The sequence below is a fragment of the Mucilaginibacter pedocola genome (assembly GCF_002013915.1).
Classification (GTDB): Bacteria; Bacteroidota; Bacteroidia; order Sphingobacteriales; family Sphingobacteriaceae; genus Mucilaginibacter; species Mucilaginibacter pedocola.
Genome location: NZ_MBTF01000004.1, coordinates 72,182 through 98,565, shown reverse-complemented (window position 1 = coordinate 98,565; position 26,384 = coordinate 72,182). Strand labels below are relative to the sequence as shown.

The 26,384-nt window shown below is 45.6% G+C and carries 28 protein-coding genes; 9 read left to right on the top strand and 19 right to left on the bottom strand.

Translation table 11 applies throughout. The annotated features are described in order from the left end of the window. Nucleotides 1-24 precede the first annotated feature (24 nt). The 7 genes from BC343_RS07400 to BC343_RS31795 form a co-directional block, all read right to left on the bottom strand. Entirely contained in the window at nucleotides 25-264 is a 240-nt protein-coding gene (locus BC343_RS07400) for a VF530 family protein (RefSeq protein WP_078347137.1), read from the bottom strand. Between the two features lie 179 nt (nucleotides 265-443). Next, on the bottom strand, nucleotides 444-1,103 hold the full coding sequence (locus tag BC343_RS07395) for a beta/alpha barrel domain-containing protein (RefSeq protein ID WP_078347136.1): 660 nt from the start codon (nucleotides 1,101-1,103) through the stop codon (nucleotides 444-446). Beyond that, on the bottom strand, nucleotides 1,093-2,139 hold the full coding sequence (locus tag BC343_RS07390; protein WP_202909745.1) for a sugar kinase: 1,047 nt from the start codon (nucleotides 2,137-2,139) through the stop codon (nucleotides 1,093-1,095). Before BC343_RS07390 ends, BC343_RS07395 begins: the two co-directional genes overlap by 11 nt. Further along, nucleotides 2,136-3,545 carry a glucuronate isomerase gene (gene uxaC / locus BC343_RS07385; protein WP_078347135.1) on the bottom strand — a complete coding sequence of 470 codons (1,410 nt, stop codon included), beginning with the start codon at nucleotides 3,543-3,545 and terminating at the stop codon, nucleotides 2,136-2,138. The genes BC343_RS07390 and uxaC overlap by 4 nt, the downstream gene beginning before the upstream one ends. Nucleotides 3,546-3,915: 370 nt before the next feature. Beyond that, complete coding sequence (locus BC343_RS07380) at nucleotides 3,916-4,389, bottom strand: DUF4920 domain-containing protein (protein ID WP_078347134.1); 474 nt, start codon at nucleotides 4,387-4,389, stop codon at nucleotides 3,916-3,918. 61 nt (nucleotides 4,390-4,450) lie between these two features. Next, nucleotides 4,451-6,118, bottom strand: coding sequence for a S41 family peptidase (locus BC343_RS07375; RefSeq protein WP_078347133.1), 1,668 nt, complete (start codon nucleotides 6,116-6,118; stop codon nucleotides 4,451-4,453). 40 nt (nucleotides 6,119-6,158) lie between these two features. After that, nucleotides 6,159-6,293, bottom strand: a complete 135-nt coding sequence (locus BC343_RS31795) for a hypothetical protein (protein WP_262493369.1) — start codon at nucleotides 6,291-6,293, stop codon at nucleotides 6,159-6,161. Between BC343_RS31795 and BC343_RS07370 the strand changes: the two genes are divergently transcribed. Both BC343_RS07370 and BC343_RS07365 read left to right on the top strand, forming a co-directional pair. Continuing rightward, nucleotides 6,292-7,344, top strand: a complete 1,053-nt coding sequence (locus BC343_RS07370; protein WP_162276835.1) for a sensor histidine kinase — start codon at nucleotides 6,292-6,294, stop codon at nucleotides 7,342-7,344. The genes BC343_RS31795 and BC343_RS07370 overlap by 2 nt on opposite strands. A gap of 3 nt (nucleotides 7,345-7,347) precedes the next feature. Next, the gene (locus BC343_RS07365; RefSeq protein ID WP_078347131.1) at nucleotides 7,348-8,049 is read left to right on the top strand and encodes a LytR/AlgR family response regulator transcription factor; all 702 of its coding nucleotides are present in this window, start codon (nucleotides 7,348-7,350) and stop codon (nucleotides 8,047-8,049) included. 25 nt (nucleotides 8,050-8,074) lie between these two features. Here BC343_RS07365 and BC343_RS07360 read toward each other — a convergent pair whose 3' ends face one another. From BC343_RS07360 to BC343_RS07335, 6 genes are all read right to left on the bottom strand, one after another. Beyond that, entirely contained in the window at nucleotides 8,075-8,449 is a 375-nt protein-coding gene (locus BC343_RS07360; RefSeq protein WP_078347130.1) for a hypothetical protein, read from the bottom strand. After that, on the bottom strand, nucleotides 8,446-8,895 hold the full coding sequence (locus BC343_RS07355) for an SRPBCC family protein (protein WP_078347129.1): 450 nt from the start codon (nucleotides 8,893-8,895) through the stop codon (nucleotides 8,446-8,448). The genes BC343_RS07360 and BC343_RS07355 overlap by 4 nt, the downstream gene beginning before the upstream one ends. Before the next feature lie 82 nt (nucleotides 8,896-8,977). Further along, nucleotides 8,978-9,904, bottom strand: a complete 927-nt coding sequence (locus BC343_RS07350) for a TIGR01777 family oxidoreductase (protein ID WP_078347128.1) — start codon at nucleotides 9,902-9,904, stop codon at nucleotides 8,978-8,980. A 7-nt stretch (nucleotides 9,905-9,911) separates the two neighbouring features. After that, nucleotides 9,912-10,718, bottom strand: a complete 807-nt coding sequence (locus BC343_RS07345; protein WP_078347127.1) for a DCC1-like thiol-disulfide oxidoreductase family protein — start codon at nucleotides 10,716-10,718, stop codon at nucleotides 9,912-9,914. A gap of 11 nt (nucleotides 10,719-10,729) precedes the next feature. Beyond that, complete coding sequence (locus BC343_RS07340; protein ID WP_078347126.1) at nucleotides 10,730-11,125, bottom strand: hypothetical protein; 396 nt, start codon at nucleotides 11,123-11,125, stop codon at nucleotides 10,730-10,732. A gap of 321 nt (nucleotides 11,126-11,446) precedes the next feature. Beyond that, entirely contained in the window at nucleotides 11,447-12,538 is a 1,092-nt protein-coding gene (locus BC343_RS07335) for an SMP-30/gluconolactonase/LRE family protein (protein WP_238381718.1), read from the bottom strand. A 203-nt stretch (nucleotides 12,539-12,741) separates the two neighbouring features. On the opposite strand from BC343_RS07335, the gene BC343_RS07330 reads away from it, so the two are divergent. From BC343_RS07330 to msrB, 3 genes are all read left to right on the top strand, one after another. Continuing rightward, complete coding sequence (locus BC343_RS07330; RefSeq protein WP_078347125.1) at nucleotides 12,742-15,075, top strand: penicillin-binding protein 1A; 2,334 nt, start codon at nucleotides 12,742-12,744, stop codon at nucleotides 15,073-15,075. A gap of 65 nt (nucleotides 15,076-15,140) precedes the next feature. Next, nucleotides 15,141-18,317, top strand: a complete 3,177-nt coding sequence (locus tag BC343_RS07325) for a DPP IV N-terminal domain-containing protein (RefSeq protein ID WP_078347124.1) — start codon at nucleotides 15,141-15,143, stop codon at nucleotides 18,315-18,317. 228 nt (nucleotides 18,318-18,545) lie between these two features. Further along, complete coding sequence (gene msrB / locus BC343_RS07320; RefSeq protein WP_078347123.1) at nucleotides 18,546-19,034, top strand: peptide-methionine (R)-S-oxide reductase MsrB; 489 nt, start codon at nucleotides 18,546-18,548, stop codon at nucleotides 19,032-19,034. Here msrB and BC343_RS07315 read toward each other — a convergent pair. Beyond that, a complete protein-coding gene (locus tag BC343_RS07315; RefSeq protein ID WP_078347122.1) occupies nucleotides 19,024-19,389 on the bottom strand; it encodes a GIY-YIG nuclease family protein in 366 nt (121 codons plus the stop codon). The two genes, msrB and BC343_RS07315, sit on opposite strands and share 11 nt — an antisense overlap. Before the next feature lie 84 nt (nucleotides 19,390-19,473). Here BC343_RS07315 and BC343_RS07310 point away from each other — a divergent pair, with 84 nt between their 5' ends. The 4 genes from BC343_RS07310 (at nucleotide 19,474) to bioD (ending at nucleotide 22,760) form a co-directional block, all read left to right on the top strand. Further along, nucleotides 19,474-20,247 (top strand): XRE family transcriptional regulator, encoded by a 774-nt coding sequence (locus BC343_RS07310; RefSeq protein WP_078347268.1) that lies wholly within the window; start codon nucleotides 19,474-19,476, stop codon nucleotides 20,245-20,247. 362 nt (nucleotides 20,248-20,609) lie between these two features. Then, nucleotides 20,610-20,951, top strand: coding sequence for a Spy/CpxP family protein refolding chaperone (locus tag BC343_RS07305; RefSeq protein WP_162276834.1), 342 nt, complete (start codon nucleotides 20,610-20,612; stop codon nucleotides 20,949-20,951). A 68-nt stretch (nucleotides 20,952-21,019) separates the two neighbouring features. After that, nucleotides 21,020-22,147, top strand: coding sequence for an aminotransferase class I/II-fold pyridoxal phosphate-dependent enzyme (locus tag BC343_RS07300; protein WP_078347267.1), 1,128 nt, complete (start codon nucleotides 21,020-21,022; stop codon nucleotides 22,145-22,147). Continuing rightward, nucleotides 22,140-22,760, top strand: a complete 621-nt coding sequence (gene bioD, locus BC343_RS07295) for a dethiobiotin synthase (RefSeq protein WP_078347119.1) — start codon at nucleotides 22,140-22,142, stop codon at nucleotides 22,758-22,760. The genes BC343_RS07300 and bioD overlap by 8 nt, the downstream gene beginning before the upstream one ends. On the opposite strand, the gene BC343_RS07290 is transcribed toward bioD, so the two are convergent. From BC343_RS07290 to BC343_RS07270, 5 genes are all read right to left on the bottom strand, one after another. After that, nucleotides 22,755-23,438: a hypothetical protein gene (locus BC343_RS07290; RefSeq protein WP_078347117.1), complete on the bottom strand. Its 684-nt coding sequence runs from the start codon at nucleotides 23,436-23,438 to the stop codon at nucleotides 22,755-22,757. The genes bioD and BC343_RS07290 overlap by 6 nt on opposite strands. 56 nt (nucleotides 23,439-23,494) lie before the next feature. Beyond that, the gene (locus tag BC343_RS07285; protein ID WP_078347115.1) at nucleotides 23,495-24,295 is read right to left on the bottom strand and encodes a sterol desaturase family protein; all 801 of its coding nucleotides are present in this window, start codon (nucleotides 24,293-24,295) and stop codon (nucleotides 23,495-23,497) included. A 68-nt stretch (nucleotides 24,296-24,363) separates the two neighbouring features. Continuing rightward, nucleotides 24,364-24,957 carry a Crp/Fnr family transcriptional regulator gene (locus BC343_RS07280; protein ID WP_078347114.1) on the bottom strand — a complete coding sequence of 198 codons (594 nt, stop codon included), beginning with the start codon at nucleotides 24,955-24,957 and terminating at the stop codon, nucleotides 24,364-24,366. Nucleotides 24,958-24,963: 6 nt separating this feature from the next. Next, nucleotides 24,964-25,647, bottom strand: a complete 684-nt coding sequence (locus tag BC343_RS07275) for a hypothetical protein (RefSeq protein ID WP_078347113.1) — start codon at nucleotides 25,645-25,647, stop codon at nucleotides 24,964-24,966. 28 nt (nucleotides 25,648-25,675) lie between these two features. Then, nucleotides 25,676-26,353 carry a hypothetical protein gene (locus tag BC343_RS07270; RefSeq protein WP_078347111.1) on the bottom strand — a complete coding sequence of 226 codons (678 nt, stop codon included), beginning with the start codon at nucleotides 26,351-26,353 and terminating at the stop codon, nucleotides 25,676-25,678. Nucleotides 26,354-26,384: the final 31 nt, after the last annotated feature.

Sequence of the window (26,384 nt, the reverse complement as noted above, 5' to 3'; positions counted from 1 at the left end):
GGTGCCACCTGCCAACGTGTACTGCTATTGACGCTCATTCTTATTAATTTCCTGGTGATACTGGATATACAAATCCTCTACCTTTTTGCGTGCCCATGGTGTTTTACGCAGGAATTTGAGGCTGGAGTTTACACTCGGGTTATCTAAAAAACAATTGATACGGATGCGGTAACCCAACTCCGCCCAGCCAAAATACGCTACCAATGCGTTAATGATAGCTTCTAATGTTTTGCCGTGGAGTGGGTCTTTTGGTTTTTGATCCATTTTGGTGGTTGTATTTTACCGCAAAGGACGCAAAGTTTCCGCAAAGAGCGCAAAGATTTGAGTTAACACGAATTTTTCTTATTTAAACGAATTTCACAAATCTTGGCCGATAATATCAATTGATCACTATCAAATTTGATTTGTGAAATTCGATATAATTCGTGGAATTCGTGTTTATTCTATTTACTCATTTGCACCAATTCCAAAGCCTTAACGGTATCGGCATATAATTGCTCGTACAGCTTTTCTTCCAGCACTTGTTTGCTGATGAGTTTACTGCCCAAGCCAACCGCGCATACCCCCGAGCGGAACCAGCCCGATATGTTGCTGGCCTCTATCTCTACCCCGCCTGTTGGGATAAACAATTGACCCTGGAATAATTCGCGGATGGACGACATAAAGGCCGGGCCTAAAATATTAGCCGGGAATAGTTTAATGAGCGATGCTTTGTATTGCTGGGCAATGTGTATTTCGGTGGGCGTCATGCAACCCGGCACCCATAGCATTTTGTAGTTTGCTGCTACCAGTGCCACATCGCTATCTACGATTGGCGATACCAAAAAATCGGCACCTGCATCTACAAAGGTTTCGGCCTCTAAGCCCGTTTTTATAGTACCTATGCCCAGGTACATGCCGGGCATTTCTTCTACCACTGCTTTTTTTATCAGCCTGAAGTTTTGCAGCGCTTCTTTGCCGCGGTTGGTATACTCCAATACCCGCACGCCGGCGCGGTACAGTGTGCGCACTATTTCTACGCTCACTTCCGCATCTTCATAAAAAAATAATGGCAGTATGCCCTGTGCTAATATGGTATCTAAAACCTGCTCTTTATTGGCCATTGGTAATTGCGTTCGTAATATCTTCTATTGTATTAGTAGTGGCATCGCTGGCCACAAAAAGTTTCGTAAAAGCAGCGGCGGTAGCAAATTCAAGCACCTGCTGCGGGGCATCGTTATGGTAAAAGCCATTTATCAGCCCGGCCATAAAACAATCGCCAGAGCCCACTTTGCTCACAATGCTATCTGCGGTATGTTCCTTCGAGCTGTAGAAACCGCCATCAGCATACAACGCCGCATAGTAATTTATGGTTCCGCGCCCATCAAACCTGAAGGTATTGGCTACGGCCTTGCACTTCGGGAACTTTTCGATCAGCCTTTCAGATGAGGAAAGCGCCTCTTTCAGGTAGATGCTTTTCTGCCCGCTCTCGTGTATATCGCCATAAACTTCTATACCCAGCATCATTTCGGCGGCCCAGATGTTGCCCATTACCACATCGCAGTATTCTACCAAACCCGGCATCACCTCTTGCGGCTGCTTGCCATATTGCCATAGCTTGGCGCGGTAGTTCAGGTCGACGGATATGGTGATGCTCTTTGCCGACGCCGCTTGCAACACTTCCAAACAAACATCAGCAGTTTGCTGACTAATGGCGGGGCATATAGCCGTAAAGTGGAACCAGCTAACACCTTCCAGCACGCTATCCCAATCTACCATACCGGGTTTCAGTTCGGCAAAGGCGGAGTTGGCGCGGTCGTATATCAGGGCATCGTTCTTCAGATCCTTCCCCTGCGTTAGGAAGTATAGGCCCATCCTGCCATCGCCATAAAATATTTTGGAGGTATCTATCCCGCGGGAATTTACATAACCTGCCAGTTCTTCGGAAAGCCCGTTTTTTGGCAGAGCGGTAAAGTATTTAGATGGCACATCCCATAGCGCCAGCGCCGAAGCTACGTTGAACTCGGCACCACCAACAAATACGGGCAGCGCACTATCTGCCAACCATTGCCCGCCAGCATCCGGACTAAGCCTTAACAATAATTCGCCGAATGACAGTACAGCGCCCTGTTTATAATTTTTAGATAGCAAACCGCTCATTTCTTATCAAAATCGAAGTAGTTTTTTGCGTTATAATAGCAAATATCCTGTATAATTCGCCCCGTCCATTCCATATCGTTGGGCAGTTCGCCATTCTCTATGTCCTCGCCGAACAGGTTGCACAATATCCGCCTGAAATATTCGTGCCGCGGAAACGACAGGAAGCTGCGCGAATCGGTAAGCATGCCCACCATCCGGCTGATGAGTCCCATATTAGAGAGTGTGTTCAATTGCTTGGTCATGCCGTCCTTCTGATCAAGGAACCACCATGCCGAGCCCCACTGTATCTTACCCGCTACCGAGCCATCCTGGAAGTTACCCGCCATAGTGGCCATCAGTTCGTTATCGGCAGGGTTAAGGTTGTATAGAATGGTTTTAGCCAGTTTATCATCGGTATCTAACCTATCCAAAAACTTAGAAAGGCTTCTCCCCTGGTGAAAATCACCTATAGAATCGCGCCCCGTATCGGGCCCCGACTCTTTAAAGCCCCTTGTGCTGTTGTTGCGCATGGCACCAATATGGTACTGCTGTACCCAGCCCTTCTCGTAATCCCAAATAGCAAATTGGTGCAGCATGAAAGATTTGAACTTCACATTCTCGCTCCCGCTGATCGGTTGCTGGGTGCGTATTTTGGCAAATATATCGCCTGCTTCTTTTTCGGTACAGTCTTCGGCGTAAACCTGGTCTATCCCATGGTCAGATACGGTGCATCCGTTGCTGGCAAAATAAGTATGGCGTTTTTTCAACGCGGTTAAATAGCTGTACAGGTCGCCAATAGCTACATCAGCAACTTTTTCCAGCTGGTCGATGTATTTATTCAGCGTAACTATATTTTCACTCGCCATTGCCTTATCAGGGCGGAACGCCGGCAGCACTTTCACGCCAAAGTTACTCGCGCGAAGTTTTGCATGATGCTCCAGGCTATCAATAGGGTCGTCGGTTGTGCATATCACCTCCACATTCATTTTGGTGATGAGGTTGCGCACGCTGTTTTGCGGGCTGCGCAGTTGTGCCGTGCAGTCGGCATAAATATCGTTGGCGGTAGAAGGCATCAACCTCGAATGAATGCCGAAGTAGCGCTGCAGTTCCAGGTGCGTCCAATGGTAAAGGGGGTTGCGCAGAGTGTAAGGCACGGTTGCCGCCCATTGCTCAAATTTTTCTTTATCACTGGCGCCACCGGTAATGTAATGCTCATCTACCCCGTTGGCACGCATGGCCCGCCACTTGTAATGGTCGCCGTGCAGCCAAATGGCGGTTAGGTTATCAAAGCTGATGTCGTCGGCAATTTCGTTCGGCGGCAAGTGGCAGTGGTAATCTATAATAGGCATGTCGGCAGCAAAATCGTGGTATAAACGTTTGGCCGTATTGGTTTGCAGCAAAAAATCCTCGTCGAGAAAGGTCTTCATGGGGTTATTATCCGGGATTTGTAATTATAGGGTTATTCTGCCGAATAGTAAAAATTTATTCACGAAAACGATAGCGTAGTGGTGATTTAACCGCAGAGGACGCAGAGGAAAAACGCAAAGAAGCGCAAAGATTTAAAATGAGTGAACACTAATTTTATCAAATTGTGCGAATTTCACGAATTGAGTAAACACTAATCATCCGAATTAAGTTGAATTTCACAAAAATTAATTTGCAGGTTCATTAAAATTCAACCGATTTGATTTGAGAAAATTTCGAATAATTCGTGCAATTCGTGTTCACTCAAATAACCACCAAATAAAAAAGACGCGAAGTATCGCGTCTCTACAATTCGTAAAATTCGTGCTTGTTTTATTTCACCACTAAAACCCCATCCGCCATTATCGAAATATCTTTCTTAGGCTGGGTTATGGCAGCAATTTCTGCTTCGCTTTTGTTGGCATCTTTGGCGTAGTGTTTCTGGCGTTCTACCGAAAGTTCTTTCACTTTAGCCAGGCCTTCTACTACTACGGTTTTACCTACAATGTTTTGCGGCATAAAGTAGGCATAATCGGTAAACTGCACCATAATGGTTTTACCATCTTCCTGCGCCAGTTTCATAAAGCAGCCTTTCTTTTTGCAGACATCAACTACGGTACCGGTTACTTTACCTGCGTAGGTGGTATCGCTGCTCAGGGTAGTTTTTAATGCGGCGGTGGTTAAAGCACCATCGGCAGTTACGGTTTTACCATAGGTTACGCCGGCCTCGGCAGGTGTTATAGTTGATTGTGCGAACGATGCTACCGAAAAGCAAAGGCAGATGATGAATAATGCTGTGGCTTTCATATTGTTAATATTGGTTTTATAAAGATGATGTGCTACAAAAATAACATTATCTACCAATTATTTATAATGATTCCTGATAAGCTTTTTCCAGCAGGTAATCGGGGACCGAACGGATATTTTTCAGGGATAGTTTTACTTCCTTATCCAGCTTTACGCCATTGCCTTCTTCAAAGCTGCCGTTAATACCCAAAACCTTCACGGCAGTGTACGAGCCTTCGATGCCACCCGGAATATCAACCCGCACCATATTACCCGTGGTGCCCGCCGTTTGCCTGCCTATAATAATAGTGTTGGGACGCATGCGCAGTTCGGCGGCAACACTTTCGGCAAGGCTTTGGGTTTGCTCGTTCACCAGCACCACCAGTTTGCCCTTGTAAAGCGGTAGCCCCAAGGTATCGGGCGTGGCAGGAATTTCTGATATATTAGCCTTGAAGGTACCCGGAAAACCCAGTATTGCATTATAATTAACTTCAGCAGGCAGGCGCTTGGCCACCAACCCCGGCCACATGGCCTGCACTATCTGGAAGCTTGGGTAATCGCGCATTTCCAATATCACAGTTTTAGCATTGGCTATATCGGTGTACATTTTCTTAAGGGTTCGCACATCGCCAATTTCACAAAAGCGCACATACCACACACCATGCCCCATATCAGTGGCAATTTTGGGGCGGTGCTTTACACGGTATTGAAAGAGCTCGCCGTAGGTATAAAGTTTTAATTGCTTCTCCAGCCTTTGCCCATTCCTATCTAAAGTAATGCGAACAGTTTTATTAGAATCGATACGGAACAGGTTGCGGCCTATTTCACGGTAATACGACGAGGCGTTGGTGCCGGTAGTGTGCGGCGCTATTTGCTTTACCCTTTCGAGGACCGGTAGGCCGTTTATGGCTACTATCTCGTCGCCTACTTTCAAATCGGCAGCCCGCATCAGCGAATCGTACTTGCTGTAACCTATCAAAAATTTGCCTTCAGCATAATAGGTATCAAAGGGCATATTCAGGAAATCACCGTGGGCGGCGTTCCATTCTTTTTGTAAAAACCAGGAGTGGCTATCGTGAATACGTGTTGTTAATTGCAGGAAAGCTTCGCGGTATTCGTCAGCGTTGCGAGCCTCCTTAAACTTCGGAATAAACTCTACCAGCACCTCATCCCAGCCCGGCGCGTTGGTTTTTTTATGCGGATAAAAATAGTTGACGATGTTCCAGAAACGAGCCAGCGCCAGCAGGCGGTGTGCTTCGTCGGGATAGAGCGGAGCAGCCATCGGGTCCTCGTTATGGAACACATGGTCGTATTTATACCTGCCATCAAAATCGTTAATGTATTTGCTCGAATCGGGCAGGTGGTACAGGTACAATTCCTCCAGGCTTTTTTGCAATACCTTAGGGATGCCGAAACGAGCGATATCCTTCTCATCAAATACCTTAATTACCGAATCGCCCTGCAAGCGGGTTACCTCCCCGCTAAGTTTCGCTTTGGGTAAACTATTATACCATTCAGTAATAAATTTATCGAATGCCCCGCGCTCCGCTATTTTGTTAATAGCCGGTACGTTTTTAATATACTCCGCATCCCAATCCGGCTGCCCTTTTGCGGCAGATGGGTGATAATATTTAAGGAAGCCCCATACCTTGGTGTAGGCGGTAAGGTTTTCTATTTGCTGTTTGCTTTGCGCTTTTAACACTGCGGCACCCAACAGCAATACGGCGATGATGGCGGTTATCTTTTTCATACGCCAAAAGTGCGTGCGTTTATTGCTCGTTAGAAAAGTTTTAGATGAAGCTGCCGAACGGCTCGGCTAAAACATCCGCAAAAAATTCACCGTGCAAAACGCTATGTTCGTCGAAAAATGCATGAGTATCCCGCAGGCAAACCTTACCTTTAGGCATGCCGTTTTCTTCACGCATGCTTACATACAAGCAAAAAAGCCTTATTGCCGAATTATCGTACCTGCTATTTGTAGGCGTGCTAAGCCCATTCGCTACCGGCAGCCAGATATGGGATAAGCCCTCTTTCACCCTCAGCCTCGTGTTGCTTAACATTATGGGCCTGCCGGTCATCATCATCTTTTACCGCCTGTACCTCCCATATACGGTAGGCAAAAAGAGATACTGGCTTTTTGCGCTGCTCTTCCCAGTTTACATATTGCTTTACGAGATTTGGTACCGGCTTACCGCGCTGGCCATGGTGGCTATGCCATTTATCCCCAAAGGTTACCGCGATAACCTGTACACCGCTTACCCCTGGGATTATGAACACGGACTTTTCCATCAAACCCTCGGCTATACCTGTTTGGTGATGGCAGCGGCTACATCCATATATGTGATCAGGCTGCTATTCAAAAACCAGCATAACCTCTTCGCCGCCGAAACCGACAAACTAAAACTGGAACTGAACCACCTAAAATCTCAAGTGCAGCCGCATTTCTTTTTTAATACGTTGAACAACCTTTATGCCCTGAGTGTGCATGCATCGCCCAAAGCGCCGGAAATGATAGCCGGGCTGAGCAGTATTATGCGGTATGTGCTATACAATGCCCAGCAAGATAAGGTACACCTGCAGCAAGAGGTCGATTTTATACACAGCTACATCAAGCTCGAGAGCATCAGGCATGATAACTCCGAGGCCATCGAGTTTTCGGTACAGGGCGATGTAGGGGCATTGGAGATAGAACCCCTGCTTTTTTTACCGCTGATAGAGAATGCCTTTAAGCACTCGCTGCAAAAAAACTTAACGAACAAATGGGTAAAGCTTGCGCTGGCCGTTGATGAAGACGAATTGGTTTTCCAAACGAGCAACCCCGTAGCCGAAAAAGGCACCATAACCAACGGGGAAGGTGGCATAGGGCTAAACAACGTGCGCAAGCGACTGCAACTGCTGTATCCTGAAAGCCATCAACTGGATGTGCATCGGGGCGAAAGCATTTTTACCGTAACTTTAACCATACAGCTAAATTAAGATATGACCAACTGCATTGTGGTAGACGACGAGCCGCTGGCCCGGCAATTACTGGAAGGCTACATTGCCCAAACGCCGGGGTTAAACTGCGTGGCCGTTTGCCAAAGCGCTATCGAAGCATTTTCGGTACTGCACGAGCAGCAGGTTGATGTAATGTTTCTAGATATACAAATGCCCGGCATTACGGGCGTAAACTTCCTGCGCTCGTTGAAAAACGCCCCCAAGGTTATCTTTACTACCGCATATGCCGACTATGCCGTTGATGCTTTTGAGCTGGAAGCGGTAGATTACCTGCTAAAACCCATCACCTTTGAGCGTTTTATAAAAGCCGTACAGAAAGTAAATTTAAAACAAGCAAGTGCCGAGGTTATCCCCACCCCTGCTGCCGAAAACAGCTTCATCTTCTTGAAAGTCGACCGCAGGCTTATCAAAATAAATCATGCCGACATCAGCCATATTGAGGGCTATGGCGATTATTTGAAAGTACATACCGCGGCACAAACCTATGTTACCTACATGACGTTTAGCAAACTGGAGCAACTGCTGCCCGCTGCAAACTTCATCCGCATACACCGCAGCACTATGGTAAACACGGCCTACATTCAATTTGCAGAGGGTAATTTCCTGCGCGTAGCCGGGCAAGACCTCGCCATAGGGCAATCCTATCGGGATAAGGTTTTTCAGAAGTTAAATATGGAGGGGTGATGATAGTTTCCGTTCCGATTCTTTATCAGTTCTTAAGTTTTAACTTGAAGCGTCCTCCCATCAGCCCTCCCATTGACCCTAAGAATATAAGAGTAGGAAAGAAAATTACCGCTACAATTCCCAAATAAATTACGACGAAGCTAATTATGGTGGCTATGGTTACAAAAAGCCAAGGGCGCAAAACTCGGTATCTAAAGCTCGTTATGTCTTCTGGCCAAGAAAATAATACAGTACATAACCCAATAACAAAAGCTGCCGTGAATAAAACTACAGCTGTAACAGCAATGCCACGCTGCACTAAGATGCCTTTAACAGCCACATATCCAATATTTGCAACTGCAAAAAGGCACAAAGCAACAACAACCAATATCTTTTTATTGCCTTTACTTATATAAATCATCTTTCTGCTGCTTCTTTTATTACGGCGTTACGCTGCGTCAACAACTTCCGCATGTAACGCTCCATAAAAAACTTATCTACAAGTTTGCCCAACCATCCAAATGGCGATTTGAAGATGAACTCATCCGTCATGATGGTATAGCTGCCCGCCTGTTTAAATTGATGCAGGTGCCGTAGCATTTTAAAGGGCCCTTTTACTATTTCGTCAACAAAGTAGTCGGCTGCGGCAAACTCGCTGATGCGGATGGTCATGTTGAATTTTAGCCCGAGGTGGTTGGTCTGCCAGGTCACCCATTCGTTGAGCCCGATGAGCCCGCATGTTTTGCCGGCTATGGCTTTTTCTTTGCTGTGCTGCATGGAACTTATATGCAGGTCGATGCTTCTTGATAAGTCGAAGCAGGTAGCTACGGGAGCTTTTATTTTGGTACTGAGGTTGATGATTGCCATGGTGAATTGATAGTAATTTTATGTATCCGTAACCGTAGCGATGGGTTTCAAACCCATCGCTACGGGGCAAATATCTACAGCACTACACCCTTAAACTCAAAACATCGTGCACGGCATGCTCAGCCTTCGGGAAACTGAAAACAAAGCCTGCATCCAGCAAACGTTTGGGCGCTACCCAGCGGCTTTTCAATATTAGTTCTGTTTCGGTGCCGATGATTTTGGCGCCTATCTCCAGCAGCCACTGCGGTGCAGGCAGGCCGAAGGGTACGCCGTAGGCTTTGCGGATAATGCGCATCAGGTCTTTATTCTTTGCAGCTTCGGGGGCGGCGCAGTTGATAACACCATCCAGTTCAGTGTGCTCTATTAAAAACTCGGTGATACGGGCGGTATCATACTCGTGTATCCAGGCAATGTATTGCTCGCCGTCACCTTGTTTGCCGCCCAAACCAAATCTCACTAAATTCAACAGGCGTGGAAAAACGCTATCGCTTCGGCCAAGGGCTATGCCATGGCGCAGGGCTACTTTGCGAGTGTTGGGTGTATCGGCATCAAAAAAGCATTGCTCCCATTGCTTGCACACGTCGATAGAAAAACCGTAGCCAATTTCGCCGGTGGCCTCGTCCTGCGCATGGTCTTCGGCGTGGCGGTATATGGTGGCAGATGCCAGGTTTATCCAGAGTTTTGGCGGCTGCGCCAGTTTGCCTATTACCTTGCCTAATAAAGTTGTGGGCACTACCCTGCTGCGGATAATTTCGGCTTTGTTTTTTTCGGTGTAACGGCAGTTCACGTTTTTGCCGCAGAGATTTATTAGCATATCGGCACCGTTCAGCGCTTCGGCCCAGTCGCCTTCGGTTTCGCCATCCCAAACAAGGGTTTTAATGTTACCAATGGTTGCGGCAGGCTTGCGGCTAAGCAGTATAATTTCTTCGGCAAGGTTTTTATAATATTTGGCCAGCACGGTGCCGAGGTATCCGTTACCGCCGGCCAAAACTATTTTATGGTATTTCATAATACGTTCAATTTAAAATTACAAGCAACAACAGCAACCGGTACACTACCCAGGTAATGGTGAGTAGCCAGCCCAGCTTCATCAGTTTGGTGCGGCGGATGTGCTCTAAAAACATCAGTCCGGCCACGCCCAAAAAGCACAAGGTACAAATGATGGGGCTAAGCACGACAAACTTGGCCAGCAATAATACGGGTAGCAGCAATAGGGCACCGGCCAAAGAAATCGTCATCATGTTGCCCAGATATTCCCAGCGCTTTTCGGGGCGGTAAAAGCTGATGACGATGCCCTGAAACAGCACCTGCCCGCCGCAGATGTAATACTCGCGCAGTTTATCGCCCAAGGGCACCAGCGGGGTAAGGTGATGCGCATAAGCAGTTAATATGCTCCCTACAATAAACCATGTAAACGCTAAATAAGCCAACCTGTACCCCAGCCTGAAGCTTGGCTGTATGCCCTGCACATCGTGCGCAGCAGGAATAATTACCCGGCGGTTATAAGATACAAAGGCATATACCTTTTTCATCAGCCAAACAAAAGGCGCGAACCTGAACAGCGGGCCAAACACCGGGAAGCTATTACCGATAACCTTGAACAGGCTTTGCACGCCATAGCTCACTTCCCCGGTTTGGGTGTCGACCAAGGCAATTTCGTTAACGGCGCGCTGGCGGTCAACCAGCGGACAAGCCGCTTCGGGCATATCTTGGTAGCTTGCCCTGCCATCAAGCATACCTGCATGGGTAAATGCTTTGGTGTAGGCATTGCACATAGGGCAATCAGCATCATATAGTATCAGGTGGTTATTCAGCGTTTTCATGGCAGTGAAGATTATTGGGGTTGAACGAATACTACGTTAGCTTTCTCGCCTACGGTAGTTGCATGCTGTGCTTTGTTACGGAGTTTAAAGAAGACGATCACATTCAGGAAGTGCATACCACCAAGGATGAGGATAATAGTGCCTATTTTGTAGCTGAGCACCTCTATCACCTCCTGCGCATTTTGTATCGGCTCGGTCTCTTTCAGCACAAGGCACATGTATCCAATATTTACCAGGTAAAAGCCCACTACCAACAGCTTGTTCACGCTATCGGCAAGCGGCGTATTACCGTGAAAAATGTCGACCAGAAAAATGCGGCCGTTGTTAAATAAAACTTTGGCTACCCAAATGGTTAATAAAATGCTAACGGTTAGGTAAACTGCGTAGGTGGTGATAAAGTAATTCATGATTCCTAAGATTTAAATTTGTTTTGAATTTTCAATAAAAAATGAAAGATTTATTTAAAAATAAATGCGCCTTGCGAACGCATGTACAAATGTGAATATTATTTTCTAACTTTCAAAATATATTGAAAGTTTATTTTTAATTATTTTTTAACCACGGAGTTCGCAGAGGTTACGCGGAGGTTCACAGAGGGCTTTGCAAATGGATGGAGAGTTTTTTATCAATTGGGCAATACCCCACAGGCCGTTAATACTATTTTCTTCTCAGCGAATCTCCGCGTAACCTCCGTTAACTCCGCGGTTTAAATAACCATCAACACCTCCCTAAGGCAACTTAACCTTATAAATCCTATACGGATACACCACCTTATTCTCTCCCCCATTGTATTTGGGCAGGCGGTTCATTTGCGAGGCGCTGAGGTACAGGTAGCCATCGTTGCCAATCCCAAAGGAATCGGGCCAGCTGAGGCGTTCATCGGTTACAAGGGTGTGCAGTTGGCCATCGGGAGATACATATTTTATGGAGTGGTCGGGCGAGCTGCTTTGGTAAATATTGCCCTGGGTATCGGCTATCATGCCGTGGCAAACGCCGGTTTCGGCAACCATTTCTACTTTGGGCGAGAGTTGCGCGTCTTTCAGCGTGGTATCGGCCAAAAGTTCGGTAGCTATTCGGTACAGCTTGGTTTGATTAATGGCCCGGAAGTAAAAGTATTTGTAGTTGCGGCTAAGGGCAATGCCGTTCACATTCGATGCGAAAGGGCGGCCGTTGTTATCCACCACATCCTTACCATCAAGGTTTAGTTTAAAACCCGGCTCCACTATGGTCGATTTATCATCCTTTAGCACCACGCGGCTTTTGCCGGTATTCAGATCCAGTACAATAATCGCATGCAGTCCGGGGTCGGACAGGTAGGCCAGTTTGCGGCTGTTATCCACACAAACATCGTTCAGGGCGCTTTTATCTTTCGGCAGGCCTTCGAAGGTGTAAATGCGTTTTACCTTATTATCATCAAGGCTTATCTGTATCAGTTTAAACTGGCCCAGTTTGGCGGTGGCATTGCCAATAACTGCTGCAGCGCCCGCCGGGGCCGAATCGAGCACCCAAAGGCAATTGCGGTCATCGGCATACAAGTCCTGCGCGTTTACAAAGTGCGTTTCGGGTTCTTCGGGTTTATACTGGTTCCACTCTGCATCGGGGAAGGGTACGCGCTTGCCGTTCACAATTTCGGTAAGCCCATACAAGTAAGGCTCGGTATGCGGGAAAGAAACGAACAAGCGGTTTGATGCCGGCGCAACGGTAACACCTATGGGCTGGTTTTTATCGAACGAGGCAACTTCGATCAGTTTTTCGTCGGTTTGGGCGGTGGCTTTCAACATTATTGCCATGGTGGCTATATAAAACAGTATCTTTTTCATTATTACTAAGCAGGGCTTTTAAATAATACCCTAAAACGCTTATTTAGTTTACCTTTTAACCCAATTTTAAACCTCTTTAATTCATTATTAAAAAATAATTAACCCTAACATCGCCCTAAATAAAATTTAACTGCTAAAATTGCGTTGATAACTTTTTATGGTGCCGTTGTGGGATTAGCGGCATAAATTTCCATCTTTATCCAATGTTCAGAAGCATAAGCAACCGATACCTGAGATACCTTACCATCTTTGTTTACTTTGTTATTATCTTTTTCTGCGCCATCGAGTTAAATTTTCTTTGGCTGTTCGGGTATTCGCCGGATATGCGCGACATAAAAACCCCTACCCTCTCCGTTGCTTCTGAAGTTTACACTGCCGATGGCAAACTTATCGGCCGCTTTTATAAAGAGAACCGCTCCCCTATTGAATATAAAAACATCTCCCCTAACCTGGTAAACGCCCTTGTAGCAACCGAGGATGTACGCTTTTACAAACACGGCGGGGTAGATTTCATTGGTTTTGTTAGCGGCTTGGTTTCAACCGCCAAAGGCGACCGCCGTGGCGCAAGTACCATTACGCAGCAGTTGGCAAAAAACCTTTTCAATACGCGTAAACGCAAATCGCAGGGATTAGTAAAATACATTCCCGGAGTAAAAACGCTGGTATTTAAATGTAAAGAGTGGCTTACGGCTTATAAATTGGAGCACCAGTACAACAAGCAGCAAATACTCACTATGTACCTTAATACCGTACCTTTTGGTAACAACTCCTTCGGTATTAAAACAGCTACGCTGAAGTACTTCAACAAAATGCCAAACCAGGTAACCCCTGCTGAGGCCGCTACCCTAATAGGGATGCTGAAAGCTACATCAACATACAACCCCCGCACTAACCCTAAGCGTGCGGTAGAGCGCCGTAACGTAGTGCTGGCCCAAATGCTGAAATACAATTACCTGAACAAGGCTGATTACGATGCAAATACAAAATTGCCCATCGGGTTAGATCTTAGCTATATCGACAAAACCGGCCAGGGCGATTCGTACATACGCCACGCGGTAGAGAAATGGCTGAACAAGTGGTGTGAAGAAAACAACTACGATTTGTACGAAGACGGGCTGAAAATTTACACCACTATAGATAGCAAACTACAGCAATACGCAGAGGAAGCCGTTGCCGATAAAATGAAAATGCTGCAAAGGCGCTTTAATAACCTCTGGGGCGATAAAAACCCATGGCGCGATAGCAAGGGTGTAGAGATAAAGGATTTCCTGCTGAAAGCAGAACAACGCCTGCCCATCTACAAAATGCTGGTGAAGAAATACAATGGCGACACCACGCAGATAAAAGCCTACTTCGAGAAGAAAAAACGCATGACCGTTTTTACCTGGAAAGGCGATCAGGATACCACCTTCAGCAGTGTAGATTCGATAAAATACTATACCAAACTGCTCAACACCGGCATGATGACCATGGAACCCACTACCGGCAAAATAAAAGTTTGGGTGGGCGGTATCGATTACAAATACTTTAATTACGACCACGTAAACCAGGCAAAACGACAGGCGGGCTCTACCTTTAAGCCATTTGCCTACGTGACTGCTATTGATAATGGCTTTACCCCTTGCGATAAGTTTACCGATAAACGCGTAAGCATTAAGTATAAAGAGAATGGCAAAGACGAAGTTTGGGAACCCAACAATGCCGACTTCAATTTCTCAGGCCGCGAAATGTCGTTACGTTGGGCCATGGGTAAATCGGTAAACTCCATTACGGCGCAGGTTACCGAGCATGTGGGCTGGGATAAAATTGTTGATTATGCCCATAAAATAGGCATCGAAAGCCCGTTGAAGGCAGTACCATCTGTATCGCTCGGCTCTAATGATGTTTCGGTATTTGAGATGGTGCGCGCATACAGCACCTTCCTGAACAAAGGCCAAAAGGTTGATCCATTGCTGGTAACCAAAATAACCGATGACAAAGGCAACCTGATACAGGAGTTCACGCTGAAAACCGAACAGGTACTAAGCGAAGAGACTGCCTGGCTGATGCTATACATGTTCCGCGGTGGTATGGAAGAACCGGGCGGCACCTCGCAAGCCCTTTGGGAATACAACGGGCTTTGGAAAAAAGGCAACGAAATTGGCGGCAAAACCGGCACCAGCAGCGATTATGTTGATGGCTGGTACATGGGCATCACCAAAGACCTGGTAACGGGCATTTGGGTAGGTGCCGACGACCGCAGCGTGCACTTCACCAGCTCCGAAACCGGCGAAGGCTCGCACACCGCGCTGCCTATATTTGGCGAGTTTATGGAAAAGGTATATGCCGACCCCAAATCGGGCTATACTTACGGGCCGTTCCCAAGGCCATGGGTGAAGATAACCAAGGAGTATAATTGCCCCTCGCCAAGGTTTACCGAGCGCGATACCACGGAGGTGGATAGTACGCTGGAAATGCCTATGGATACCTCCGGCGTTACTACTCCGGCCACCAATGAGCCAGCGCCGGAGAATAATCCCGTCACGCCTAATAATTAGCATTTTTCTGCGTTTGCTGTTAAGCCGGCTTTTATTTAAATTACGCCATATTCTTAAATTAACTTATGAATAAACGTTACCCATTCTGCATAAAATTACCTTTCGTTTTGTGGTTGCTTGCTGCTGCCCTATTATTTGCGCCGCAAGCAAAGGCCCAATACTTCGGGCAAAACAAAGTGCGCTATAAAAAGCTCGATTTTAAGATCTATAAAACCCCGCACTTCGAGATATACTATTACATTAAAAACGATAGTATGATGAAACGCTTTGCGCAGGAGAGCGAACTTTGGTACACACTGCACCAGCAGGTTTTCCGCGATACGTTCAGCAAACCCAACCCCATCATCCTATACGCCAACCACCCCGAGTTTCAGCAGACTACGGCCATTGATGGCGAGATAAGCGTGGGTACGGGCGGTATTACCGAAGGCTTGAAAAACCGCGTGGTAATGCCTGTAATGGAAACCAACCAAACCACCCGCCACGTATTAGGCCACGAGTTAGTGCACGCCTTCCAGTACCATATGCTGTTGGGCCGCGATTCATCTAATTTTGAGAACATTGGCAACATCCCACTGTGGATGGTTGAAGGTATGGCAGAATACCTTTCTATAGGTAAAAAAGATGCTTACACCGCCATGTGGATACGCGATGCTTATCTCAACCACGATATCCCAACGGTTGAAGCACTTACCAACGGCAATAAATACTTCCCTTACCGTTATGGTGAGGCGTTTTGGTCGTTCCTGGGTTCAACTTATGGCGATACCGTTATAGTGCCATTCTTTAAAAATACGGCTCGTTTTGGTTTGCAATACGGTATCAGGCGCACCTTTGGCTACGATGATAAAACCCTCTCGCGCCTTTGGAAAAACTCTATCGAGAACACTTATAAGGCTTACCTGAAAGATACCGTTCAAAAACCGGTGGGTCTAAAGGTGATCGACGATAAAATTGGCGGCGATATGACGGTGGCACCATCCGTAAGCCCCGATGGTAAATACATTTCTTTCCTGTCGTCAAAAAACCTGTTCAGTATCGACCTCTACCTGTCCGATGCCCGAACGGGGCGAATAATTACACGGCTTACCAGCAAAACGGCCAACTCGCACGTAGATGAGTTCAATTTCATCGAGTCGGCAGGTGCCTGGAGCCCCGATAGCAAAAAGTTTGCTTATAGTGTATTTGCCAAAGGCCGTAACCGCATGCTGGTGGTTTCGGTACCCGATGGTAAAGTGCTCAACGATATTTCGATGGGTAAGGCAGAGCAGTTTAGTAACCTTACCTGGTCGCCTGATGGAAAGAATGTAGCTTTCCAGGCATTGTCTGAAGGGCAGAGCGATTTGTACATGTACAACTTCGACACTAAAAAGGTTACACAATTAACTAACGATAAGTACTCAGATTACCAGCCGATGTTCTCGCGCGATGGTAAAAAGATCGTCTTCTCTACCGATCGTGCTACTTACGACCAGGTATTATCGCAGGAGATCACTTTCAACCTCGCCGAAGTTGATATTGCTACCGGCGCCATCACCAACATAAACGTATTTAACCATGCCAATAACCTTAACCCGCTTTATTCGGCAGATGGCACGCAGATATACTTCCTGAGCAATCGCGATGGCTTCCGCAATATGTACCGTTATACTATAGCCAGCGGCAAGGTAGAGCAAATGACCGACCTTTTCACCGGTATTTGCGGTATTACCGAGTTTTCGCCGGCGCTGAGTATTTCGGCTAACGATGATGTTGTTTACTCATACTACCGCTCGCAGAAATACACCGTGTATAACGCTAAAGCATCAGAGTTTACACCGGTAGTAGTTGATGGCGGCAAAACCGATTTTACAGTAGCCATGCTCCCCCCTACCCGCGCAGTAGGCGTCGACCTGATAAACTCTAACCTGAACAACTACCTGGCATACCCAAAACTATCTACAGATTCTATCCACTGTGTTGGCTACAAGCCTAAATTTAAACTGGATGCCTTAGCGAGCAATGGCGTGGGTGCGCAAATAGGCACATACGGCACCGGCTTATCGAGCGGTATAATGGGCGTATTCAGCGATATTTTGGGCCGTAATCAAATCTATGCAAGCGCATCTGTTAACGGCGAAGTGTATGATTTTGGCGCACAGGGCGTATACATAAACCAGGAAGGCCGATGGAACTGGGGCTTCGGCTTATCGCACATCCCCTACCAATTTGGTAATTATAACGTTACACCAACCACTATACAAGTTGACGGCAAACCCGTAAATGTAATTGATGAGCATACCGATATCATCCGTATTTTTCAGGATGCAGTACAGGGCTTTATGCAATACCCTATATCTAAACAACTGCGGTATGAAATTGGCGCAAGCGCGGCCCGAAACAGTTTCAGGATAGACAGGTACAGCAACTATTTTGAACCAAGAACGGACGCAGATGGCAATACTTATTACGTACCGATTCAATTTAGGAAACACAAAATATCAAGAGAGCAATACCGTGACGAAACAGGGTACGATTACCGCCCATTTAGCGTGTATACTGTTGGGACATCACTCACCGGCGACGACTCTTATTTTGGTATTGCAGCGCCGCTTGGCGGTTACCGCTTTAAAATAGGTGCCGACTACAACTTTGGCACTTATAAATATTACTCGCCAAATATTGATTTACGCGGGTATGTACGTACCAAACCAGTAACATTTGCAGCAAGGCTTTACGGTACCGGCCGTTTTGGCGATAACAACAATAATTTGTACCCACTATCTGTTGGCTACCCATGGCTGGTGCGTGGTTTCGATCTGTATAGCCTTAACTCTTCCAGTACCAGCACAACCAGTTTGTGGAACAGCAACCAACTAAGCGGCCAACGTATTGCAGTAGCCAATTTCGAGATCCGCTTGCCATTTACCGGGCCCGAAAAGTTAGCAGCATTACCATCTAAATTCTTGTTTTCTGATTTAAACCTATTTTTTGATGCCGGTTTAGCATGGAACAGCGGCGATAAGATCACCCTGTTTAAAACACAACCCGAAGTATTATCAACCTCAACAGTTACTGACCCAAACACCGGAGAACCTGTTACGCTGTATAACTTATCGCGCGTTCCGTCGCTTAGCGTTGGCCTTTCTTTAAGGGTAAACTTATTCGGAGCTTTAATATTAGAACCTTTTTACGCCTTCCCAATTAACCGCAAAGACGTGAAGAAACCTGTATTTGGGTTTAACTTTACACCGGGATGGTAGTTTAGAGTCAAGATATCAGAATCAAGAAATAAGACGTAATAAAACGTCAATATCCGGAACGGGTTAAGGCTAAAAAGCTTTAACCCGTTTTTATTACATAAACTTCTGTAAGGAATCTCGCCTAATTACGACCAAGAGCTGACAAACGCTCTGGCACTATATTTCGTAAATTTATATAGGCATGCTTCAGCGTAATTAACTGAGCAATAAACAAATCAGAAGATCAAAATGAAAAAGTCGATTTTAGCAATACTCATCGTAAGCTTGTTTGGCATTATTAGTTGCCAAAACATAAACGGACAATCAAAAAAACCAAGTGCTAACCGCCCTAAAAGTAAACCGGCGGAGGAGTGGAAGGCTATACTAACGCCAAACCAGTACCATATAATGGTGGAGAGCGGCACCGAGCCGCCGTATCATAACGAGTATTACAATAACCACCAAACCGGTGTTTATGTAAGCGCTGCCACAGGCGACACCTTATTTAGCTCTGCCGATAAGTTCGACAGTGGCACCGGCTGGCCAAGCTTTGTCAAAGCAGTGGATGCCGGGAAAGTAGAAATTGTACAGGATAACAGCTACGGCATGAGCCGCGATGAAGTTATCGAAAAAAGCACCGGGCTGCACCTGGGGCACGTGTTTGACGATGGCCCCGCCAATCGCGGTGGCAAACGTTTCTGCATGAACTCGGGCGCACTTAAGTTTATTAAAAAGTAACCGCCCTGCGTGCTGGCATTATTGAAGGCCGTCCGGCAAAAACGGATGGCCTTACTTTTTGGCCGCTCTCGTGTTTCAAACCAATAGTCAAGTCAACCCAATCAGGATTTACCGGGCGTATCATTTTCTCTTTTTGCATACGGGTATAAGTGCTTACTTGTTTAAAGCGGTCCATAGCCTGCTCTTCGGTATTTATCTCTTCAAAGTATACCAAACGGTTTAGTTGCTGCGCGCTGTCGAAAAATAGGGTGGGCATTTCGCCGTAAAACTTCAAAGTTTTCAGCAGGTCGGTGCACATGCCTACGTGTAAATTCTTCCTGTTCCTGTCGGTGATGATATATACGAACCTCTTCATTTGATAAATAATTTTGGCGGTTAAAAAATAATTACTAACTTTATGAGCATAAAATTACTAATAAATTTAGCAATTCCAAATTTTATGGCAAATATTTCTCAAAATATTAAGTTTTTACGCAAAAAGAAGGGCTTAACACAACAACAATTCGCCGATGAAGTAGGCATAAAACGCTCATTAGTAGGCGCATACGAAGAAGAGCGTGCAGAGCCCAAATATGAACTACTAAAAACATTAGCAAACTTCTTCGATGTATCGATAGACGATTTTATAAACGAAACTATTGATGAGAAATGGGCACCAAAGCCAAAAGGCAACCCTGCCAACCTGCGCATACTAAGTATTTCTGTAGATAAAGAAGATAACGAAAATATTGAACTGGTGCCGGTTAAGGCCAGCGCCGGTTATTTAAATGGTTACGCCGATACCGAATACGTAGCCGCATTGCCAAAGCTGTACTTGCCTATGTTTAAGCAAGGAACCTACCGTGGTTTCGAGATAAAAGGCGATTCGATGCTGCCGCTACAATCGGGCACTATTATAATAGGCGAATACCAGGAGAACTGGGCCGATGTAAAAGCCGGCGAAACCTACGTGATCGTATCAAAAAGCGAAGGCGTGGTTTACAAACGCGCAGGCAATAAATTTAAAGACAGCAAAAAGCTAAAACTGATATCAGATAACCCGGTATACGAGCCATACGATATTGCCGGCGAAGATGTATTGGAGATTTGGAGGGCAAAAGCCTATATATCTACCCACATGCCTATGCCAACACCAGAGCCAACCATGGAAAGCCTAACCAGCATGATGGCCCAAATGCAGCGCTCAATAGCGGGTTTAAAGGGCGGTAATTAAGTTAGCAAAAGTTGAAGAAGTTAGAGAGGTTGTAAAAGTTGCTTAATAGTAAATTTACAACCTTTCCTCTTTTTAAAACAAGAATCATTGTATAAGGCCTTCTTCCAACCTTTTCAACTTCTCACCAACAATTTCAACTTTTTCAGCTTTTCTAACTTCTCCTAAACCATTCCAACTCTTTTCCAACTTCTTCAACTTTTACCAACCTCTCCAACCCTTCCAACTTCTCGGAACTTTTCCCAACTTAAAAAGGCAACAATTAAGTTACATCGAACTTTATTAAACCCTTGCACGTTATCTTTATCAAAACATCAATTAAAAACTAAAAAGTTCCCAGGATGAAAAAAATTATGTTGATCTGCATGTTACTTCTTGGAGTATCAGCAGTGAGCCGCGCACAAGGTGGTAGTGGCAGAGGAATGATGAGCCCGGCCGACAGGGTGAAAGCTCTGAAAGAATCGTTAAAACTTACCGACGACCAGGCTACCAAAATTACCGCTATTTACGAAGCGCAAACCAAACAGATAGACAGCTTGCGCAACGCCGGTGGCGACAGGTCGGCCTTCCGCCCTATTATGCAGGCTACTAACGAGAAAGTGAAAGCCATTTTAACTGCTGAGCAGGCTGCTGCATGGCAGAAAGAAATGGATGAGCGCCGTGCCCGTATGCAACAAGGCGGCGGTGGTGCCCCACCACAGAAATAATTATCTGTGAAGAAATAAATAAAGCGGCGATGAGCCGCTTTATTTATTTTAGCCGAAAATTTAAAGGGATGACGGCGGCAGACTTATTTATGAACAACCGGCTGAACGAGCGCAAAGCCGCCGGCAGCTACCGCACGCTAAAACCCGAAAACACCCTCATTGACTTTTGCAGCAACGATTACCTTGGCTTTGCCCGCTCGGCTGCATTGAAAGAGTCCGTTGAACAGGAAATTAAAAATCACCCACACAGCCTTAACGGTTCAACAGGGTCACGATTGTTATCGGGCAACCTGCAGTATGCCGAGGAACTGGAGCAGCAAATAGCGCTGTTTCATGATGCTGAATCGGGGCTGATATTTAACTCAGGTTACGATGCCAATGTGGGCTTATTCTCTTCACTCCCGCAAAAAGGCGATACAATTATTTGCGACGAACTTATCCATGCCTCCATTATTGATGGTGCACGCTTAAGTTACGCCAACCGCTACACCTTCCGCCATAACGATTTGGAAAGCCTGGAGAGCAAACTGAAACAAGCAAAAGGCAACTGTTACGTAGCCATAGAGAGCATTTACTCTATGGATGGCGATGCAGCCCCCATAGCCGATATCTTAAAACTTACCGAACAATACGGCGCACATTTAATAGTAGACGAAGCGCATGCCGTAGGCCTTCATTCAAAAGGGCTTGTAGCCGAATTAGGTTTGGCAGATAAAACCTTCGCTCGTTTGGTAACCTTCGGGAAGGCATTGGGTTGCCACGGAGCCATCGTTTTGGGGAGCAATTCGCTACGCAACTATCTTATAAACTTTGCACGCTCTTTTATTTACACTACAGCAGCATCCTTTCATCAATTGGCATCAGTAAAAATGGCTTATCGGTTATTGCAGGGCGCAGATGCGGAGATTGAGGCGCTAAATCAAAACATCGACTTGTTTAAAGGTGCGCTGGCTGCATTAAACGAGCCTGCATTAATAAATAGCAATAGCCCCATACAATGCCTGTTGCTGCACAGTAACGATAAAGCAAAACACACCGCGGACCAATTGCAAATTGCGGGGATGGATGTTCGCCCTATACTTAGCCCTACTGTAGCTGTAGGTGCCGAACGTATTCGTATTTGCCTTCATGCCTTTAATACTACCGAAGAAATACAGCTACTTACATCTACCCTAATTAAACTACAACATGCCTAACAAACCCATATTCATTACCGGTATTGGTACCGGCATTGGTAAAACCATCATATCGGCCATAGTGGTTGAAAAACTAAAAGCCGATTACTGGAAGCCCATCCAATCGGGCGACCTGCATCAATCAGACATCATGAAGGTGCAGAGCCTGGTAAGCAATACCCAAACGGTTTTCCACCCGGAGGCCTTCAGGTTAACCGAGCCCTACTCGCCCCACAAATCGGCAAAGCTGGATGGCATTATTATAGACGAGCGAAAGATCATCGCCCCGGAAACAGATAATCAGTTAATTATAGAAGGAGCAGGCGGCCTGATGGTACCGCTAAACGATACCTGCCTGATGGTAGATTTGATAAAAAACCTTGGGGCCGAGGTATTGCTTGTATCGCAAAACTACCTTGGTAGCATAAACCATACGTTGCTATCGGTAGAGGTATTAAAACAAAAAGGCGTGCCAATAAAGGGAATTATCTTTAATGGCACGCCCGATGAATCGTCGGAGACGTTTATATTATCTTACAGCAAAATTAAATGCCTGGGGCATATACCGCAACTTACCGAGGTTAGCCCTGCATCTGTTTTGCAGGCAGCAAACTATTTAACCACAGCCTTATAAGGTATTATAGTAGTTGATAAGCTCTGCCAGGTCTGCATCAGCCTTTTTCAACTTTTTAGTTTTCACATATTCGGTAAGCTTAGCCTGTTGCGCTTCAGGCAATTTGGCAATAATAGCTTTAGGATCATTTTTAATGGGCTGCGCGGCACCGTCAATTACTAAATAATAGTTGTAATCGTCTTTAAAGTTTTTGGTAACACTTGCCGAGTTGTATACGGTACTCATTACAATACCCATATTGTTCCGCTTTAAAAGTTGTGTTTTGCCATCTGCTACAACCTCGAAGAAAGATTTAGGAGTGGTTTTATAAATACCATTATAGCCACTGCGGAAACGCTTGGTAACCGACTGGTCTTCGTCGTTATAGGTTATGGTAAACTCTTTTATGGGCTCTTTAAATCCGTATTCAGAACCGTCGGGCTTGTCGGTAAACGACAAGATGTTTTCCATTACGTTATACTTCAGCTTAAGGTCTTTAAGCGATTCTCCGTTTTCCAGTAACACTGTTCCGTCGCCCCATTCTTTATTAAGGTACGGCGACCCAACTACATCGGTATAATCCTTATTAGCAAGAGGCACACCATCGCGCCCAAGCATGATAGTTCTTTGGGCGTTTGCCATTTGTGTAAACAGTAGTGTGGGTAATGCGAGTAAAAGCAGCAGCGATAATTTTTTCATGATATTGTATTTGACCTTCAAGGTACACATTGGTTTAATGCCAGCCAATATTTTTTTTAATTATTGCTCAATATCGTGTTGCTTTTAAGTTCCGGGGCAGATCTTTGCGCTTGTATCCTGTCGTATTCTTTTACGTAATCGGGATGTTCGGTACCCATCAGCCTGTCCCACACCCTAAAGTATAAGCCGTAATTACCCCTGAATTTACTGTGATGGATGTTATGGTGAACCGAGGTATTAACTATTTGGAACAGGAACGAGCCACGCAGCCAGAGGGGCGCCACCTCGTAGCCCAGGTGCCCGTATACATTTATTACAAAGCCCACAATAGTAAACCAAACAACTACCATGGGGTGTATGGGCATTACCATTACAATAACCAGTAATACCAGCCCTTCGGCCCAGGCCTCAAAAAAATGAAATGAGTAAGATGCCCATGGCGACGGGTTGGTACTTTTATGGTGCAGTAAGTGTGCATATTTAAATAGCGCCTTATGGTGAAGGAGGCGATGCATCCAGTAAAAATAGGTATCGTGTATTACCAAACTCAGCACCAAACTTACAGGCAGGTACCACAATGGGAAATCGGTAAGAGAATCATATAACTGCGTGTATCCCCGCAATGGGGTATACAATATCACAACAGCTATAATTGCAAAAATGGCCGAGGTTTGCATAGAGTGCAGTACTTCGCGCAGGAAATCTTTAGCGGTAGCTTGCTTGTTTTGTATTTTGCCCTTTGCGTACCAACCGGCTATTAGTTTATAAAACACCAAAAACGGAATGCCCGCCAATACAAAATACCTGATGGCCGTTACACTAAAAATGGTGAAAAAAAATGGCACTAACTTTTCCATACCCGCCTTTGGTTTTGATGTATCAAATTTAAAGGCTGATGATGCCGGGAAAAATTAACAAAAGATAATTAACGCTTACCTGCCGAAGAAATGCGCTTGCGGATGCGGCTTAGCGACACCGGCGTAATACCCAGCAATGTAGCCAGGTGTTTATCGGGAACGCGGTTTACGATATCCGGCTTTTCGCGTACCAATTGCAAGTAGCGCTCTTCTGGCGATAAAAGCACGAACGACTCTACACGCGCCATTGATTCGGCAAGCATGCTGCGAAGGAAGGTTGCCTGTGTGGCCGATAGCCTGGGGTTATGGTTCAGGATGGGTTCTACTTTGGCGTAGTCCAATTCCATCAGCACGGTGTCTTCCAGTGCCTGGTAAATAAAGCGCGAAGGTTGCTGCAGAATGATGGTATCGTGCGAGGCGATGAATTTGCCTTCCCACTGTAGCAGCAGTGTAAGGTCGTCGCCGTTTTCTTTAAGATGAAAAGCCCGGATAAGCCCTTTCCGGATATATCCGAGCTTTTGTTGTGTGGAGCCTTTATTAATATAAATATCGCCGGCGGCCAACTTCTTGCTGTGGGCAAGCTTAACTACATCGTAGATATCCTTCAAATCGAGCCCTTTAAAGGCCGACAGGTAGAAGCTGATATCTTCGGCATTAAGCATACCGGTTTATAAAGTATTATAATAATCCACCAGCTTCCCTACCTGGGCATCGCTTTTAAAGCTCACCTTATTAGTTTTTATATAGTCCTCTAATTGGGGCTGCTTATCTGCTAACACGGACAATATCGACTTTTTATCATTTTTCACCACTGTGGCTTTACCGCCCATAATGATATAATATTTCTCTTTTTCTAAAAAAGTCTTTTTCTTGCTGGCTGAGCCAATATCCTGGCTTTCGAAAACCACTTTGGTAAACCTTTTCAGCAATTGCGCTTTCCCATCGGCCAGTACCTCAAAAAACGAATCAGCGGTGGTGCCCTCTATACCGGTAAAGCCGCTGCGGTAGAGCTTCATATACTTAGCATCAGTTAGGCCGGCGTTGGGAGCTATTTTAAACTCTTTTACTTTTTGCACAAAGGCCATCTCCTCACCGCTTGCCTTGTCTTTAAAAGTAAGCACATCGTCTACAACATTATATTTAAGCTGCATTTGCTCGGTGCTACTTACGCCATTTACGAGGGTAACAGAACCGGGTTCCCAGTCCTCAAACAAATAAGGGGAACCCTCTACATCAGTGTATTGCGAAGTGGTAATGAGGCGATAGTCGCGCTGGTGCATAAACTGGGCACTTGCGGTTGTAGCAAAAACTGATAAGCAGAACGCAAGGGTAAATAGTTTTTTAAAATTCATATCAGCAATAAAGCCTGAAGATAGCTATTTATAAGGTATTATAATAGTCTACCAGTTTACCTAACTGGGCATCATCCTTAAAGTTAACCTTATTAGTTTTAATATAGTCTTCCAGTTGTGCCTGCTTATCAGCCAAAACGGCCAGTAACGATTTTTTATCGTTTTTTACCTGTGTAGTTTTACCGTTCACCACAAGGTAATATTTGGTTTTTTCTATAAACGTAGTAGTTTTAGATGCCGAGCCTATCTCCTGCGTTTCTAAAGCCTTTTTGGTGTCTTTACGCAACAATTGCACTTTACCATCGCTTAAAACCTGGTAAAAGCTGGTGGGTGTATTGCCTTCTATATCTTTATATCCGGCACGAAAATGTTTAACTAACACTTTATCGTCGCCGGCGGGGCTAATGGTAAACTCCTGAACAGGCACCACGAAAGACATAGCGTTATCGCTGCCTTTCTCCTTAAACAACAGCATGTCATCTACGAGGTTATACTTTAGCATCAGCTTTTCCTGGCTTGTTACGCCATTAACGAGCTTTACGTCACCGGGCTGCCACTCGTCGGTTAAATACGGCGTACCTTCTACATTCATGTAGCTTTTGGGCGTAATTACTTTATAGTCACGTTCGTTTATCAATTGCGCATGTGCAGTGTTGATAGCAGCCGAAATGCAAAAGGCCGCAGCCAGTAACTTAATGTGTTTCATGACGGATAATATTTTAGAAAAGGTTTATTTA

Bases quoted from the DNA above. Each gene is read 5' to 3' on its own strand.
- BC343_RS07335 (WP_238381718.1), bottom strand. From the start codon at position 12,538: ATGAAAAAGATACTGTTTTATATAGCCACCATGGCAATAATGTTGAAA.
- BC343_RS07400 (WP_078347137.1), bottom strand. From the start codon at position 264: ATGGATCAAAAACCAAAAGACCCACTCCACGGCAAAACATTAGAAGCT.
- BC343_RS07310 (WP_078347268.1), top strand. From the start codon at position 19,474: ATGGCAAATATTTCTCAAAATATTAAGTTTTTACGCAAAAAGAAGGGC.
- BC343_RS07340 (WP_078347126.1), bottom strand. From the start codon at position 11,125: ATGAATTACTTTATCACCACCTACGCAGTTTACCTAACCGTTAGCATT.
- BC343_RS07270 (WP_078347111.1), bottom strand. From the start codon at position 26,353: ATGAAACACATTAAGTTACTGGCTGCGGCCTTTTGCATTTCGGCTGCT.
- BC343_RS07350 (WP_078347128.1), bottom strand. From the start codon at position 9,904: ATGAAATACCATAAAATAGTTTTGGCCGGCGGTAACGGATACCTCGGC.
- BC343_RS07330 (WP_078347125.1), top strand. From the start codon at position 12,742: ATGTTCAGAAGCATAAGCAACCGATACCTGAGATACCTTACCATCTTT.
- BC343_RS07315 (WP_078347122.1), bottom strand. From the start codon at position 19,389: ATGAAGAGGTTCGTATATATCATCACCGACAGGAACAGGAAGAATTTA.
- BC343_RS07355 (WP_078347129.1), bottom strand. From the start codon at position 8,895: ATGGCAATCATCAACCTCAGTACCAAAATAAAAGCTCCCGTAGCTACC.
- BC343_RS07275 (WP_078347113.1), bottom strand. From the start codon at position 25,647: ATGAATTTTAAAAAACTATTTACCCTTGCGTTCTGCTTATCAGTTTTT.
- bioD (WP_078347119.1), top strand. From the start codon at position 22,140: ATGCCTAACAAACCCATATTCATTACCGGTATTGGTACCGGCATTGGT.
- msrB (WP_078347123.1), top strand. From the start codon at position 18,546: ATGAAAAAGTCGATTTTAGCAATACTCATCGTAAGCTTGTTTGGCATT.
- BC343_RS07365 (WP_078347131.1), top strand. From the start codon at position 7,348: ATGACCAACTGCATTGTGGTAGACGACGAGCCGCTGGCCCGGCAATTA.
- BC343_RS07395 (WP_078347136.1), bottom strand. From the start codon at position 1,103: ATGGCCAATAAAGAGCAGGTTTTAGATACCATATTAGCACAGGGCATA.
- BC343_RS07280 (WP_078347114.1), bottom strand. From the start codon at position 24,957: ATGCTTAATGCCGAAGATATCAGCTTCTACCTGTCGGCCTTTAAAGGG.
- uxaC (WP_078347135.1), bottom strand. From the start codon at position 3,545: ATGAAGACCTTTCTCGACGAGGATTTTTTGCTGCAAACCAATACGGCC.
- BC343_RS07360 (WP_078347130.1), bottom strand. From the start codon at position 8,449: ATGATTTATATAAGTAAAGGCAATAAAAAGATATTGGTTGTTGTTGCT.
- BC343_RS07290 (WP_078347117.1), bottom strand. From the start codon at position 23,438: ATGAAAAAATTATCGCTGCTGCTTTTACTCGCATTACCCACACTACTG.
- BC343_RS07325 (WP_078347124.1), top strand. From the start codon at position 15,141: ATGAATAAACGTTACCCATTCTGCATAAAATTACCTTTCGTTTTGTGG.
- BC343_RS07380 (WP_078347134.1), bottom strand. From the start codon at position 4,389: ATGAAAGCCACAGCATTATTCATCATCTGCCTTTGCTTTTCGGTAGCA.
- BC343_RS07375 (WP_078347133.1), bottom strand. From the start codon at position 6,118: ATGAAAAAGATAACCGCCATCATCGCCGTATTGCTGTTGGGTGCCGCA.
- BC343_RS07300 (WP_078347267.1), top strand. From the start codon at position 21,020: ATGACGGCGGCAGACTTATTTATGAACAACCGGCTGAACGAGCGCAAA.
- BC343_RS07285 (WP_078347115.1), bottom strand. From the start codon at position 24,295: ATGGAAAAGTTAGTGCCATTTTTTTTCACCATTTTTAGTGTAACGGCC.
- BC343_RS31795 (WP_262493369.1), bottom strand. From the start codon at position 6,293: ATGCGTGAAGAAAACGGCATGCCTAAAGGTAAGGTTTGCCTGCGGGAT.
- BC343_RS07370 (WP_162276835.1), top strand. From the start codon at position 6,292: ATGCTTACATACAAGCAAAAAAGCCTTATTGCCGAATTATCGTACCTG.
- BC343_RS07390 (WP_202909745.1), bottom strand. From the start codon at position 2,139: ATGAGCGGTTTGCTATCTAAAAATTATAAACAGGGCGCTGTACTGTCA.
- BC343_RS07345 (WP_078347127.1), bottom strand. From the start codon at position 10,718: ATGAAAACGCTGAATAACCACCTGATACTATATGATGCTGATTGCCCT.
- BC343_RS07305 (WP_162276834.1), top strand. From the start codon at position 20,610: ATGTTACTTCTTGGAGTATCAGCAGTGAGCCGCGCACAAGGTGGTAGT.